Genomic DNA, 13,710 nt, shown 5'->3' on the forward strand with positions numbered 1-13,710 from the left:
GGCTCTGGATCAATAAGGCGCGGCCCGCCGGTTGTTCCCAAATCCCTTGCGGGCTGGAACAATGCGCGCCACGTTGTCGAGTATGGTTGCGGGGGAGTCACGGGTGCAGATTCAAGGTCATTACGAACTTAAGTTCGAGGCGGTACGCGAAGCCTTCGCAGCGCTGTTTGACGATCCGCAGGAGCGCGGCGCGGCGCTATGTATCCAGATCGGTGGGCAGACCGTCATCGACCTCTGGGCCGGCACCGCCGATAAGGACGGAGCCGAGGCTTGGCACAGCGATACCATCGCCAACCTGTTCTCCTGCACCAAGACCTTCACCGCGGTTACTGCCTTGCAGTTAGTGGCTGAAGGCAAGCTCAAGCTGGATGCCCCGGTGGCGGATTACTGGCCTGAGTTCGCCGCTGCTGGCAAGGCGGCCATCACCCTGCGCCAGTTGCTCTGTCATCAGGCCGGCCTGCCGGCGCTGCGTGAGTTGCTCCCCGCCGAAGCCCTGTATGACTGGGCGATCATGGTCAACGCCTTGGCCGCCGAGCAGCCCTGGTGGACGCCGGGCGAGGGGCATGGCTACGCCGCCATTACCTATGGCTGGCTGGTGGGCGAGCTGATTCGGCGCGCCGATGGTCGCGGTCCTGGTGAGTCGATCGTCGCCCGGGTGGCGAAACCGTTGGGGCTGGATTTCCATGTTGGCCTGGCCGATGCAGAGTTCCACCGGGTAGCGCACATTGCCCGCGGCAAGGGCAATGTCGGAGATGCCGCGGCGCAGCGCCTGTTGCAAGTGACCCTGCGTGAACCGGCCGCCATGAGCACCCGGGCCTTTACCAATCCACCGTCTATCATGACCAGCACCAACAAGCCCGAGTGGCGACGCATGCAGCAGCCAGCGGCCAATGGACACGGCAATGCCCGCAGCTTGGCGGGCTTCTACAGCGGTCTGCTGGATGGCAGCTTGCTCGAAGCGGACATGCTCGAAGAACTGACTCGCGAGCACAGCCTGGGAATGGACAAGACCTTGCTGACTCAAACCCGTTTCGGCCTGGGCTGCATGCTCGATCAACCCCAGGTGGCCAATGCCACCTTCGGTCTGGGCGCTCGTGCGTTCGGGCATCCGGGGGCAGGAGGTTCCATCGGTTTTGCTGATCCGGAGCATGATGTGGCGTTCGGTTTTGTGACAAATACCCTGGGGCCTTATGTACTGATGGACCCCCGGGCCCAGAAGCTGGCGCGGGTTCTGTCGGATTGTCTGTAAAAAGGTTGCTGTTAAGAATTTTTTTGCTTAAACATGCGTGCAAAGCTGCAGGATTGAACCCTGTGGCTTTTATAATTTCCAAGCGTCTGTTTGTAACGGTTATTTGGACCGAATTTTTATCTCATTTTGTGGATATCCCATGTCGTCGAACAAGTCGTTAGCCTTGGCCATTTGCCTTACCGTCACCGGTTGTGCACAAAACCCGCAGAATGAAGCTGATGGTGGCCACTGGTGGGCGTTCGGGTCCGACAAGACCAGCAGCAAACAAGCCCCGCAAATCGCTGAAAGCCCGGCCAGCGCGTCCATCAAAGCAGCGGCGCCCGCAGCCAAGGCACCGGCTGCCGGGCCAGCTACCGCCGCCCCGGTGGCCGCTTCCACCAAGACCGAGAGCAGCGGGTGGTGGCCGTTCTCCGCCAAGGAGGCTGCCGACAAGCCAGTAGCCGAAGCGAAGCAGGGCGAGCCGACACCAGCGCCCGTTGTGGCAAAGGCCGCGGAGTCCGAGACCCATTGGTGGTGGCCGTTTGCCAAGAGCCAGCCAAAGCCGCTGAGCAAGGTCAACGTGACCGACATCCCGATGCCTGACCCGAAAATCACCCAGGCGTGGCTGGACGATTACGAGCCTCGTCTGCGTGAAGCGGTGAAGAACAGCAAGTTGCAAGTGGAGCGTCGCGAGAACGTATTGGTGGTCACAGCGCTGGTGGACGGGTCGTTCAACCCGGATCGTCCGGCCATGCTGTTGCCCGTGACCCTGGGTCCATTCACCCGTGTCGCCAAGGCCGTTGAAGGTGATCCGAAGACCGCGGTGCTGATTCTCGGCCACGCCGATGCCACCGGCCCGACCCTGGCCAACCAGAAGCTGAGCCGTGAACGAGCCCAGTCCATTGCCGCTATCTTCAGTCTCAGCGGTTTGAAACAAGACCGCCTGATGCTGCGTGGCATGGGCGCGGTGATGCCTCGCGCGGCCAACGACAGTCCTCAGGGCCGCTCGCTGAACCGTCGCGTGGAAATCATGCTGACCCAGCGCAGCACCCTGTTGGGCCTGCTGAGCAAATATAACCAGCCGACGCCGTCTGAAAGCGAAATGGTTGCCGTGCAGGATGCCAAGCCTCCGGTGCCAGCGGTTGCACGCAAAAAGGCCGCGGCACCAGCCAAGCGCACCGCTGCTGCCAAGAAGCACGTGGCCAAGAAGGCTCCTGCGAAAAAGGCTGCGGCTCCTGCGAAGAAAGCGACGGCGACTGCTCAGGCTAAAAACTGATTCTCAAGGAAAAGGAAGCAGGCATGACTCAGTCTCTGGCTGATATGCGCCGCGATTACACCCGCGATGGTTTGTCCGAGGCCCAGGCCCCGGACGAGCCTTTCGCGCTGTTCCATCAGTGGTTTGCCGATGCGGTGAACACCGAGCAGCCGCCGGTGGAGGCCAATGCCATGACCCTGGCGACCGTTGATGCTGAGGGGCGCCCCCATTGCCGCATCCTGCTGCTCAAGGGCCTGGATGAGCAAGGGTTCACCTTCTTCACCAACTACGAAAGCGCCAAGGGGCAGCACATAGCAGCGCGGCCATTTGCCGCGATGACATTCTTCTGGCCGGCCCTGGAACGCCAGGTGCGGATCGAAGGCCGTGTGGTCAAGGTCACGCCTCAAGAGTCTGACGCCTATTATCAGGTGCGTCCTCTGGGCAGCCGTCTGGGCGCCTGGGCGTCGCCGCAAAGCCGGGTGATTGCCGATCGTAGTGAGTTGCAGGAGTTGCTCAAGGCCACCGAGGCGCGTTTCAGCGATAGCCAGCCCGATTGCCCGGAACACTGGGGTGGATATCGCCTGCTGCCGGAGCGTATCGAGTTCTGGCAGGGGCGCCCCAGCCGTCTGCACGACCGTTTGAACTATCGTCTTGAGGCTGATGGACGGTGGGTCCGCGAGCGTCTGGCTCCCTGAGAATCGCAGGTCACTCGCCGGGATAACCGGCCGCGGCGGCTTCCAGCCATTGCGGCAGGTCCCGGCGTTTTACTTTCTGGCGCTGGGCTTCGGCCAATTGTTGCAGCATGAATTGTTTTTTCTGTTCATCGGCACCGGCCAGGGACAAAGCAAGATCCCGGTCCACCCAGCGCTTGATGCGCACGTACAGCCACCAATGGAAATACAGACCAGCGACGGTGGTCACGATGATGATGAAGTAATCCATGAAAGATCCTTTGTTCGGTGGCGCTATGCTAGAAACTGGCGTTACTGCATTGAGAGGGCTTAGGGTTTACCCAGTCTGTACTTGGGCTGAATGAAACCAATTTTATCCGGGCGGCGCCGTGACAGGTGTCAAGCTGCGGAGTCTAATGACTATCTGTCCTTTGGAGTTGATCCTATGCGTAAGTCTGTCTTGCTGGTTGCGTCTTTCACCACGATGGCGATGTTGCTCGGCGGTTGTGCCTCTAACCTGACCGGTGACTCTTACTCTCGCGATGAAGCGCGTCGTGTGCAATCGGTGCGTATGGGCACTATCGAATCCCTGCGCCCGGTGAAAATCGAAGGCACCAAGACCCCGATTGGCGGCGCTGCTGGCGCTGTGATCGGCGGTGTGGGTGGCAGCGCCATCGGCGGCGGCCGTGGCAGTATCGTCACCGCTGTGATCGGTGCGGTAGCCGGCGGCCTGTTGGGCTCGGCCACCGAAGAAGGCCTGACCCGTACCCAGGGCGTGGAAATCACCGTGCGTGAAGACGACGGCAGCATGCGTGCCTATGTCCAGCAGGTTCAGGAAAACGAAGTGTTCCGTATTGGTGATCGGGTGCGCATCATGACCGTCAACGGTACCAGCCGCGTTACTCGTTAAGCGTTTTCCGATCAAACAAAACCCCGGCCAGGCAACTGGTCGGGGTTTTGTGTTTTCAGGCTGCCGGATCAGTCTGGATCAGGACTCCAGCGCCTTGTTGTTGCGGCTGGCGATGGCCGTGACGGCGTAGCCGATCAGCGCGGCCAGCAGTGAGCCGGTGAGAATTCCCATGCGGTCCATGCCGGCGTATTCGCTACTGCCGGGCACGAAGGCCAGGGAGCCGACGAACAGGCTCATGGTGAAGCCGATCCCGCAGAGAATCGCCACGCCGAGGATCTGGCCCCAGTTGGCGCCGGCAGGCAGGGTCGTCAGTCCGCTCTTGACCGCCAACCAGCTGAGACCGAACACGCCAACGGTCTTGCCCAGCAACAGGCCAATGGCAATGCCCATCGGTACATGGTGGGTAAAGCTTTCAAGGGTCACGCCACTCAGGGACAGGCCCGCGTTGGCGAAGGCGAACAGTGGCAGGATGCCGAACGCCACCCATGAATGCAGCGCATGTTCCAGCGCCAGGGAGGGCGAAGGTTCGGCATTGCGGGTGCGCAGGGGAATGCAGAACGCCAGGGTTACGCCGGCCAGGGTGGCATGAACGCCACTCTTGAGTACACACACCCAGAGAATCAGGCCAATGATCATGTACGGCCCGAGCTTCACCACGCCCAAGCGGTTCATCGCCACCAGCGCCGCGATGCAAGCTGCCGCCAGCATCAGCGACAGGGTCGACAAGGCGCCGGAGTAGAAGATTGCGATGATCACGATGGCGCCCAAGTCATCAATGATCGCCAAGGTCATCAAAAACAGCTTCAGCGAGGTTGGAACCCGCTTGCCCAGTAGCGCCAGCACGCCCAGGGCGAAGGCGATGTCGGTGGCGGTCGGAATCGCCCAGCCATTGAGTGCCGCCGGGTTGTCGCGGTTGAGAAACCAGTAGATCAGCGCCGGGATCAGCATGCCGCCAATAGCCGCCGCGCCGGGCAGGACAATCTGTGAAGGCTTGGACAGTTGTCCATCCAGGACTTCGCGCTTGACCTCAAGGCCGATCAGCAGGAAAAACAGCGCCATCAGGCCGTCGTTGATCCACAATAACAACGGTTTGGCGATGGTCAACGCGCCGACCTGAGCCACCACCGGGGTTTCCAGCAGGCCGTTGTACAGCCAGGATAACGGTGAGTTGTTGATGATCAGGGCCAGGATGGCTGCGGCGATCAATAACAGACCGCTGGCAGCTTCCATGGCAAAGAAACGAGTGAAAGTGCTACGCAGAGGCAAGGTCGCTCTCCATCTAAAACTAAAAAAGGTGGCACACCCTAACCTGTACAGTTAGTTGTTAAAACAAAAGTTATATTCTTTTTTGTTATATGCAGAAGGCAAATGGCTTCCTGAGAAATACCATCTCGCAGTTGTGTTTCCAATTGCTTCACAGCTGTACCTGTCAGGGGGTAAAGATATTTCCTAAGATGTCCGACCGGAGCGGCTCTCAGGCCGTTTTTCCGTTGATAAAAACACCGGTTTGCCCCGGTCCTGGATCACCAATGCCAGGTGCATTTTATCTTCCTGCGCCGGTATGGCGTTCCATCCGACGAGAATAGAACATGAGCGACAATCGCCAATGGGCCCGTGAGGCCATCCGCATCATCGAGGCCGACTTTCAGCGCAGCGCCGACACTCACTTGATCCCGCTGCCACTTCCGGGCCTGGCGGGCATCGAGCTGTATTTCAAGGATGAATCCAGCCATCCCACCGGCAGCCTCAAGCATCGCCTGGCGCGCTCATTGTTTCTGTATGCCTTGTGTAACGGCTGGCTCAAGCCTGGCGCTCCGGTGATCGAAGCCTCCAGCGGCTCCACCGCGATCTCCGAAGCCTATTTCGCCCGCCTTCTGGGCCTGCCGTTCATTGCCGTGATGCCCGCCACCACCTCCCAGGAAAAGATCGCCCAGATCGGGTTCTACGGCGGCAAGAGCCACCTGGTGCAGGACCCGACGCAGATCTATGCCGAGTCCGAGCGTCTGGCCCGTGAAAGTGGTGGGCACTTCATGGACCAGTTCACCTATGCTGAACGCGCCACCGACTGGCGGGCCAACAACAATATTGCCGAGTCGATTTTCCAGCAGTTGCGTTTTGAACGTTACCCAGAGCCCAGTTGGCTGATTTCAAGCCCGGGTACCGGCGGCACCACCGCAACCCTCGGACGCTACGTGCGTTATCGCCAGCACCGCACCCGGGTGCTGTGTGCCGACGCCGAGCGTTCGGTGTTCTTCGATTACTACCAGAGCGGTGATGCCAGCTTGCGTCTGGACTGCGGTTCGCGGATCGAAGGCATCGGCCGGCCCCGGGTCGAGGCGTCGTTCCTGCCCAAGGTGATCGACGCCATGGTCAAGGTGCCGGATGCCCTGTCCCTGGCGGCCATGCATTACCTGGCCCAGCGTTTGGGGCGTCGGGTTGGGGGCTCCAGTGGGACCAACCTGATCGGTGCCCTGATAGCCGCGCAGCACATGGCCGCGGCCGGCGAGACCGGTTCGATCGTGGCGATTCTCTGCGATGGCGGTGAGCGCTATGCGACCACTTACTACGATCAGCAGTGGCTGGCGGAGCAGGGGTATGAACTGACGGCGTTGATCGAGGCGGTGGCGGCCAGTGTCGAGCGGGGCCAGGCCTTGCCTGCCAGCGTATTGCGCGCCGGCATCTGAACCCGGCTTGGGAGCCGACTGGCCGGCGAACAGTTCCAGGGGGGGTGTGTCGTTTCGCAAGGCGCCTTCGCTGGCCAGTCAGCTCCTGAAGATTTGCAGGAGCCGGCTTGCCGGCGAAAGAGCCGGTGCGTCAGGCCTGGGTGCCGAGGATGTTGCGAGCCACGGCTTCGGCAACACGAATCCCGTCGACCCCGGCGGAGAGAATCCCCCCGGCGTAACCGGCGCCTTCACCGGCCGGATACAGCCCCTTCACATTCAGGCTCTGCATCGAAGCATCACGAGTGATGCGCAGCGGTGATGAAGTGCGGGTCTCGATCCCGGTCAGCACCGCATCGTGCAGGGAGTAGCCCTTGATCTGCCGCTCGAAGGCCGGCAAGGCTTCACGGATGGCTTGGATGGCAAAGTCCGGCAGAGCCAGGGCCAGGTCGCCCAGGTTGACGCCCGGCTTGTAGGACGGCTCGACGCTGCCCAGCGCGGTGCTGGGTTTGCCGACGATAAAGTCGCCGACCAATTGCGCCGGTGCCTGGTAGTTGCTGCCCCCCAGGACAAAGGCGTGGGACTCCAGGCGCTCCTGCAATTCGATTCCCGCTAGCGGGCCGCCGGGGTAGTCCACTTCCGGGGTAATGCCCACCACGATGCCGGAGTTGGCATTGCGTTCGTTACGCGAGTATTGGCTCATGCCGTTGGTCACCACCCGATTCGGCTCGGAGGTGGCGGCCACCACGGTGCCGCCCGGGCACATGCAGAAGCTGTACACCGAACGGCCGTTCTTGGCGTGATGCACCAGCTTGTAGTCGGCAGCGCCGAGTTTCGGGTGACCGGCGTACTTGCCCAGGCGCGCGCTGTCGATCAGTGATTGCGGGTGTTCGATACGGAAACCCACCGAGAACGGCTTGGCTTCCATGAACACGTTCCGGCTGTGGAGCATGCGGAAGGTGTCGCGGGCACTGTGGCCCAGGGCCAGGATCACGTGCCGGGAGCGCAGTTGTTCACCGCTGGCCAGTTCCACAGCCTGCACCTGGCCGTCTTCGATCAACAGGTCGGTGACTCGCTGTTCGAAGCGCACTTCACCGCCCAGGGCGATGATTTGTTGACGCATGTTTTCCACCACGCCGGTGAGGCGGAAAGTACCAATGTGCGGTTTGCTGACGTAGAGGATTTCCTCCGGCGCGCCCGCGCGGACGAACTCATGGAGTACCTTGCGGCCGTGGTGTTGTGGGTCCTTGATCTGACTGTAGAGCTTGCCGTCGGAGAAGGTCCCGGCGCCGCCTTCGCCGAACTGAACGTTGGATTCGGGGTTGAGCACGCTTTTACGCCATAGGCCCCAGGTGTCCTTGGTGCGCTGGCGCACTTCCTTGCCACGCTCAAGGATGATCGGCTTGAAACCCATCTGCGCCAGCAGCAGGCCGGCGAAGATCCCGCATGGGCCGAAACCCACCACGATGGGCCGCTCGCCGAGGTCTGCCGGGGCTTGACCCACCACCTTGTAGCTGACATCCGGCGCCGGGTTGACGTTGCGGTCGTCGGCGAACTTGAGCAGCAGCGGCGCTTCGTCGCGCACGCTCAGGTCGATGGTGTAGATAAAACACAGCTCGGAAGACTTCTTGCGTGCGTCGTAGCTGCGTTTGAACAAGGTGAAATCGAGCAGCTCATCGCTGGCGATCCCCAGGCGCTGCACGATAGCGGCGCGCAGGTCTTCATCGGGATGGTCGATCGGCAACTTGAGTTCGGTGATTCGTAACATGACAGGATCCGGGTAGGCGGTGCGCAACAGTGCGCCGGCTTGCTTTGCACAAACCGGCGATTATAAGCCGCAATCCACCATTGCCGTGAGGCTAAAACCGCTGCTCGTCGCCTCAGTCGTTGCGTGAGCCGCCGAAATAGCCGCAACCGCGTTGTACCTGACCATCGATCCGTAGCTCTGCAGTGAGGTGCTGGACGCTGCCGGTCACGCTGTCGACGCAACGTTGCGGCGCCACCCAAAGCTCCACGCGCTGGTGATTGGCTTCGCTGGAGAGGTTGAAGCGGCCATCGCCCAGTTGTTCTTCCAGATAGGGCAGGGCCAGGGTCGGCTGGCCGGCGCGTTCGATCATCATGCCCCGGGTGCTGACATCGACGTTCCAGACCGGGTTCTTGCTGCCGGCCCGCAGGATCAGCCGCTGGAAGTTCGGGTTGTTGCAGGCATGACTGGCGCGTTCGATGCGATACAGCTGGCGCAGATCCAGTTGGCCGTCGCCGTTGCCGCTGGCGGAGAACTTGCCCCGCAGATCGGCGAACAGTTGGCCTTGTTTTTCCGCCAGGGTCGCGGCTTCCTGCAGCACGCTGGTGCCGCCGCCATCGCTGACCACGTACCGGCGATCTTCAGTGCAGGGTTTGAACAGCAGCTTGCCATCCGCTGCGCTGAGTTCACCCTGCATCCGGGTCAGCCCGGCCATGGACGGTGCCTTGGGCGGTTGGTTGAACATCGGCAGCATCTGGCAGCCGGCAAACAGCGGCAGCAGAGCGAAACAAAGCAGTGAACGGGCGGTGCGCATCATTGGGCCTCCAAACGGAAGCCGACACGTTACGCAGCCCGCCCGGTCACCACAACCCCGGATCGCCCGTCATCACCTACCGTCTGGTGCCGGCGTGCCATGCAAGAGGCGCCGATGAAGCCTTGTGCTGTCCAAGAGCGTACTTTCGCTGGCAAGTCTGCTGCGTCTATACCTTGTTCAGCCGACGTGGAAGGTCTGCCCCGTCTGCAGGCCTTCAACGCTCTTGGCGTAGGCCAGGGCGACGTCGGCTGCCGGCACCGGCTTGAAACCGCGGAAGTACGGGGCGTAACTGTCCATGGCTTCCTGCAGCACGTTGGGGCTGATGGAGTTGACTCGCAGGCCCCGGGGCAGCTCGATGGCGGCGGCCCGCACGAAACTGTCGATGGCGCCGTTGACCAGGGCCGCCGAGGCGCCGCTGCGGATCGGGTCGTGGCTCAGCACGCCGGTGGTGAAGGTGAAGGACGCACCGTCGTTGGCGTATTCGCGGCCGATCAGCAGCAGGTTGACCTGGCCCATCAGTTTGTCGTGCAGGCCCAGGCTGAAGTGTTCGGCGGTCATTTCTGCCAAGGGGGCGAAAGTGACGTTGCCTGCGGCACAGACCAGCGCATCGAAGCGACCGGTCTTTTCGAACAGTGCGCGGATCGACTGGGCATCACTGATATCCACCTGGAAGTCACCGCTGGTGCGGCCGATACGGATCACTTCGTGGCGCTGGGACAGTTCCCGGTCTACCGCCGAGCCAATGGTGCCGTTGGCACCGATCAAGAGAATCTTCATGGGCTGTTCCTCGAAAAGGGGACGAGGTTGCAGTCTAGAGTGGTTTTTTTCATGGATTAACGTGCTAATAGGCAACCTTTGGTTTTCAAATGGAAACAATCCATGAGCGAGATGGATGATCTGGCGGCGTTTGCGGTGCTGGTGGAAGCTGGCAGTTTCACCCAGGCGGCCCAACAACTGGGGTGCAGCAAGGGCCAGTTGTCCAAGCGCATCAGTGCTCTGGAGGCGCGCTACGCCGTGGTCCTGTTGCAGCGCACCACCCGGCGCCTGGATCTGACAGCCGCCGGTGCGGCGTTGCTGCCTCAGGCCCAGGCGCTGGTGGCCCAGGTGGAGCGTGCGCATCAGGCCCTGGCCCGGCTCAAGGACGACATGGCCGGGCCGGTGCGCCTGACTGTGCCGGTTTCGTTGGGGGAAACCTTTTTCGATGGCCTGCTGCTGGAATTCTCGCTGCACTATCCCCAGGTGCAGATCGAGCTGGACCTGAACAACCATTACCGTGACCTGACCCGGGAAGGTTTCGACCTTGCCGTGCGTTCAGAGGTGGCCAACGATCAGCGGCTGGTGGCCCGGCCGCTGCTGGCCTGGCACGAAATGACCTGCGCCAGTCCGGCCTACCTGGAGCGATACGGCGAACCGCAGACGCCTAGGGAGCTGGCCGAGCATCGTTGCCTGCTCAACAGTCATTACAGCGGCCGAGAAGAGTGGCTGTATCACCAGCGCCATGAACTGCTGCGGGTGCGGGTCAATGGCTCCTTTGCCAGCAACCACTACAACCTGCTGAAGAAGGCCGCCCTGGTGGGGGCGGGCATCGCCCGGCTGCCGTCCTACCTGCTGCACGGCGAGCTGGCGGACGGTCGCCTGCGCTGGCTGCTGCGCGACTACCAGACCCGCAGCATGCCGATGTACCTGGTGCACCCCTATCAGGGTGGTTTGCCCAAGCGCACCCAGGTACTGGTCGACTACCTGATGGACTGGTTCCGCCGCAGTGGCGAGGCCCTGGATCGTTTGTAGTCGCGGCAAGTGGGCGGCGGACTTGAATCTGTTGAAGGGCTTGCGGCCCTTTTCGCAGCCTGAGGCAGCGGTTAGCGGGACGTGGGGCGAAAGTGTCGGGCGAGCAAACGGTCGAGGGAAAACACCCCCGGGCCCCGGGCCATCAACAACAGCAGGATCGCCGCCCAGGTGCCGTGGGTCGGGTAGGCATCCGGGTAGACGAACACTTGGATGGTCAGGGTCATCCCCAGCAACGCCAGGGCGGAAAAGCGGGTCGCCAGGCCCAGCAGGATCAACACGGGGAACAAGTGTTCGGCAAAGGCTGCCAGATGCGCCGCCACCTCCGGTGACAGCACGGGCACGTGATACTCGCTCTGAAACAATGGAATGGTCGAATCCGCCAAGCGCGGCCAGCCCAGTTCGAAGGTGCCGGAGAACAGGTCGATGGCCAGTCCCTCGATCTTGGTCTGGCCGGATTTCCAGAACACCGCGGCGATGGAAAAGCGCGCGATAAAGGCGATCAGGCTGTAGGGAATACGCTCGAACCCTTGAATGATTCGGTGCAGCAGTCCGCTAACGGGGGCAGGTGTCTGGGTGTTCATGGTCAAGCCTTTTGGTGAGGTTGCAGGTCGATGAGGGCGCCGTGGGCCAGCAGCAGGCCCAGGCACTGGCCCAGATCGAAGTCTGCCTGGGCGTCCAGGGCATAAGCGGCGGCGATTTCCAGCGGCCAGTGGTGGCGCAGGCTGTTGATGAAAGTCAGGCAGCCGAGGTCGATGGCGATCACCTCAACTTCGAGGTTATTGCGCAGCACCAGTGCGTACTGAGCCTGATGCAGGTTGAACTGCGGCCACTGTTCAGCGCCTTGGTGGGCGGCCCATAGGGTCACGACCGCGAAGCGCGAGTGCAAGGTGCGCAGTGATGGATGCAGTTGCAACTGCAGTTGGCCGAGGCTGTCGGGTTGGTTCATCGCGCTCAGTAGGCGTGCGTGTTCCAGGGGGCGGGCGTCGGCGGCGTGGTAGGCCTCGACCCGCAAGCGTTCCAGTCGTGCGACGTCGGCCAGATAAGGCAGGGAAGCCGCAGGGGCGAAGCCCTGGATGAAGTCGCCAAAGTCCTGGCCGTAATCGCTGAGCAGCGGGCTGCGCGGGGCGTAGTCCTGGGCGTAGAGACGAGCCATGGCATTGAAAAACGCCTCGCCCACCAGTTGCATCACCACAGGGAAGGTGTCGGCCAAGGCCTTGAGCAACGAGCTTTGCACGTTGTTGCGATAGACCGCGAAGCGGCTCGCCGGGTCGGCGCCATTGCTGCTGCACAGCCCCGCTGGACAGCCTGGTTCGGCGCGCAATAGGGCGCTGGCAAAATCCGCTTGGCTGCTCATCGCTGCACCTGGGCACAGAGCAACAGCGCTTCGGCCTGGCAGGCTTCAGCTTGGAGAGTGGCAAAGGCCGGTATCTGGTTGTCTCGTTCGATCAACGTGGCCATCGGGCCGATGCGCTCGAGTACCTGCTGGAACAGGCTCCAGACGGCTCGGTCCACCGGTGCGCCATGATCGTCGATCAACAAGCGGTCGCCAAGGCTGTCCTGGTCTTCAGCGAACCCCGCCAAGTGGATTTCCCCCACGGCGTGCAGCGGCAGCGCTTGCAAATAGGTCAGTGGATCGCGCTGATGATTGATGCAGGAGACATACAGGTTGTTGACGTCCAGCAACAGGCCACAGCCGCTGCGCTGGATCACCTCCTGGATGAAGTCGGTCTCGTCCAGGGTCGAGCGCTGGAACTGCAGATAGGTGGCCGGGTTTTCCAGCAGCATGTTGCGGCCCAGGTGGTTCTGCACCTGATCGATGTGTTCGCAGACCCGGTTCAGGGTCGGCACGTCGTAGGCCAGGGGCAGCAGATCATTGAGAAACACCGGGCCGTGGCTGGACCAGGCCAGGTGTTCGGAGAATGACTGCGGTTGATAGCGCTCGATCAAGGTCGCCAGCCGATCCAGATGGCGGGAGTCCAAAGGCCCCTCGCCACCGATGGACAGGCCGACGCCATGCAGCGACAGCGCATAGCGTTCGCGGATCAACCCCAGGTAATGATGAAAGGGCCCGCCCGCCACCATGTAGTTCTCGGCATGCACCTCGAAAAAACCGATATCGGGCCGTTGTTCGAGCACCTCCTGGAAATGCTCGGTCTTCAGGCCCAGGCCGGCGCGGGCTGGCAGGTTTGCAGCTCGCGCCTGAATGCCGTGGCGAGGACCTTGGATCAGGGCTGTGTTCATCATCGACACTCAGGCAGGCGCAAGATCAGGACTTGGCCTTGAAGGCTTCGAGCTGGCCGAAACCTGTAGGCGAAGTGCTACTGGTGGTTTTTTCGCAGGTGCCTTTGGGGACCAGCTTCCAGGCGTTGGCCTGGTCGTTGACTTTGGAGGTCCCGGCGCAAGTGGTGCCAGCGCCCGCGGCGCAGTCGTTCTTGCCTTTGAGGGCCACGCCGAAGCATTTCTCCATGTCGGCGGCTTGGGCAGTGGCAGGCAGGGCGGCGACGCTCAGGGCGGAGCCCAGGGCCAGAACCAGGGCGGTGGTGGACAGGGTGCGAGTAGTGCTCATGGTGTATCTCCAAAGAGGGGAAGGTAAGGAAGCATTGGTGCTTGCTTACCCCTCTAGAGAGGGCTTGTCGGGAT

At 61.9% G+C, this 13,710-nt stretch carries 15 protein-coding genes; 6 read left to right on the top strand and 9 right to left on the bottom strand.

The features are described 5' to 3' along the window. Positions 1-103: 103 nt before the first annotated feature. The 3 genes from PLD_RS21700 (at position 104) to pdxH (ending at position 3,178) form a co-directional block, all read left to right on the top strand. Entirely contained in the window at positions 104-1,249 is a 1,146-nt protein-coding gene (locus PLD_RS21700; RefSeq protein WP_159896334.1) for a serine hydrolase domain-containing protein, read from the top strand. Between the two features lie 139 nt (positions 1,250-1,388). Continuing rightward, positions 1,389-2,504 carry an OmpA family protein gene (locus PLD_RS21705; protein WP_159896336.1) on the top strand — a complete coding sequence of 372 codons (1,116 nt, stop codon included), beginning with the start codon at positions 1,389-1,391 and terminating at the stop codon, positions 2,502-2,504. Positions 2,505-2,527: 23 nt separating this feature from the next. Next, positions 2,528-3,178: a pyridoxamine 5'-phosphate oxidase gene (pdxH, locus tag PLD_RS21710; RefSeq protein WP_159896338.1), complete on the top strand. Its 651-nt coding sequence runs from the start codon at positions 2,528-2,530 to the stop codon at positions 3,176-3,178. Positions 3,179-3,188: 10 nt separating this feature from the next. Here the strand turns inward: pdxH and PLD_RS21715 are convergent, their stop codons facing one another. After that, positions 3,189-3,425, bottom strand: coding sequence for a hypothetical protein (locus PLD_RS21715; RefSeq protein WP_159896340.1), 237 nt, complete (start codon positions 3,423-3,425; stop codon positions 3,189-3,191). 174 nt (positions 3,426-3,599) lie between these two features. Between PLD_RS21715 and PLD_RS21720 the strand changes: the two genes are divergently transcribed. After that, entirely contained in the window at positions 3,600-4,064 is a 465-nt protein-coding gene (locus PLD_RS21720) for a glycine zipper 2TM domain-containing protein (protein ID WP_159896342.1), read from the top strand. Positions 4,065-4,142: 78 nt separating this feature from the next. Here the strand turns inward: PLD_RS21720 and nhaA are convergent, their stop codons facing one another. Further along, complete coding sequence (nhaA, locus tag PLD_RS21725; RefSeq protein WP_159896344.1) at positions 4,143-5,330, bottom strand: Na+/H+ antiporter NhaA; 1,188 nt, start codon at positions 5,328-5,330, stop codon at positions 4,143-4,145. 323 nt (positions 5,331-5,653) lie between these two features. Between nhaA and PLD_RS21730 the strand changes: the two genes are divergently transcribed. After that, positions 5,654-6,748 (top strand): PLP-dependent cysteine synthase family protein, encoded by a 1,095-nt coding sequence (locus PLD_RS21730; protein ID WP_159896346.1) that lies wholly within the window; start codon positions 5,654-5,656, stop codon positions 6,746-6,748. Positions 6,749-6,878: 130 nt separating this feature from the next. Here PLD_RS21730 and PLD_RS21735 read toward each other — a convergent pair whose 3' ends face one another. The 3 genes from PLD_RS21735 to PLD_RS21745 all read right to left on the bottom strand — a co-directional run bounded on the left by PLD_RS21735 (position 6,879) and on the right by PLD_RS21745 (position 10,059). Next, positions 6,879-8,492: an NAD(P)/FAD-dependent oxidoreductase gene (locus PLD_RS21735; RefSeq protein WP_159896348.1), complete on the bottom strand. Its 1,614-nt coding sequence runs from the start codon at positions 8,490-8,492 to the stop codon at positions 6,879-6,881. 112 nt (positions 8,493-8,604) lie between these two features. Next, the gene (locus tag PLD_RS21740) at positions 8,605-9,282 is read right to left on the bottom strand and encodes a COG3650 family protein (protein ID WP_178116241.1); all 678 of its coding nucleotides are present in this window, start codon (positions 9,280-9,282) and stop codon (positions 8,605-8,607) included. Between the two features lie 177 nt (positions 9,283-9,459). After that, positions 9,460-10,059: a short chain dehydrogenase gene (locus tag PLD_RS21745; protein ID WP_159896352.1), complete on the bottom strand. Its 600-nt coding sequence runs from the start codon at positions 10,057-10,059 to the stop codon at positions 9,460-9,462. 102 nt (positions 10,060-10,161) lie between these two features. Here PLD_RS21745 and PLD_RS21750 point away from each other — a divergent pair, with 102 nt between their 5' ends. Continuing rightward, positions 10,162-11,070, top strand: a complete 909-nt coding sequence (locus PLD_RS21750; protein WP_159896354.1) for a LysR family transcriptional regulator — start codon at positions 10,162-10,164, stop codon at positions 11,068-11,070. Positions 11,071-11,141: 71 nt separating this feature from the next. Here PLD_RS21750 and PLD_RS21755 read toward each other — a convergent pair whose 3' ends face one another. The 4 genes from PLD_RS21755 to PLD_RS21770 are packed head-to-tail and all read right to left on the bottom strand — an operon-like array spanning position 11,142 to position 13,636. Next, positions 11,142-11,651: a DoxX family protein gene (locus tag PLD_RS21755; RefSeq protein ID WP_159896356.1), complete on the bottom strand. Its 510-nt coding sequence runs from the start codon at positions 11,649-11,651 to the stop codon at positions 11,142-11,144. 2 nt (positions 11,652-11,653) lie between these two features. Continuing rightward, positions 11,654-12,424 carry a DNA-binding domain-containing protein gene (locus PLD_RS21760; protein ID WP_159896358.1) on the bottom strand — a complete coding sequence of 257 codons (771 nt, stop codon included), beginning with the start codon at positions 12,422-12,424 and terminating at the stop codon, positions 11,654-11,656. Beyond that, positions 12,421-13,314, bottom strand: a complete 894-nt coding sequence (locus tag PLD_RS21765; protein ID WP_371929077.1) for a DUF692 domain-containing protein — start codon at positions 13,312-13,314, stop codon at positions 12,421-12,423. The genes PLD_RS21760 and PLD_RS21765 overlap by 4 nt, the downstream gene beginning before the upstream one ends. A gap of 22 nt (positions 13,315-13,336) precedes the next feature. Then, entirely contained in the window at positions 13,337-13,636 is a 300-nt protein-coding gene (locus tag PLD_RS21770) for a DUF2282 domain-containing protein (RefSeq protein ID WP_159896362.1), read from the bottom strand. Positions 13,637-13,710: the final 74 nt, after the last annotated feature.

The sequence above is a fragment of the Pseudomonas sp. LD120 genome (genome assembly GCF_009861525.1).
In the GTDB taxonomy this organism is placed as follows: domain Bacteria; phylum Pseudomonadota; class Gammaproteobacteria; order Pseudomonadales; family Pseudomonadaceae; genus Aquipseudomonas.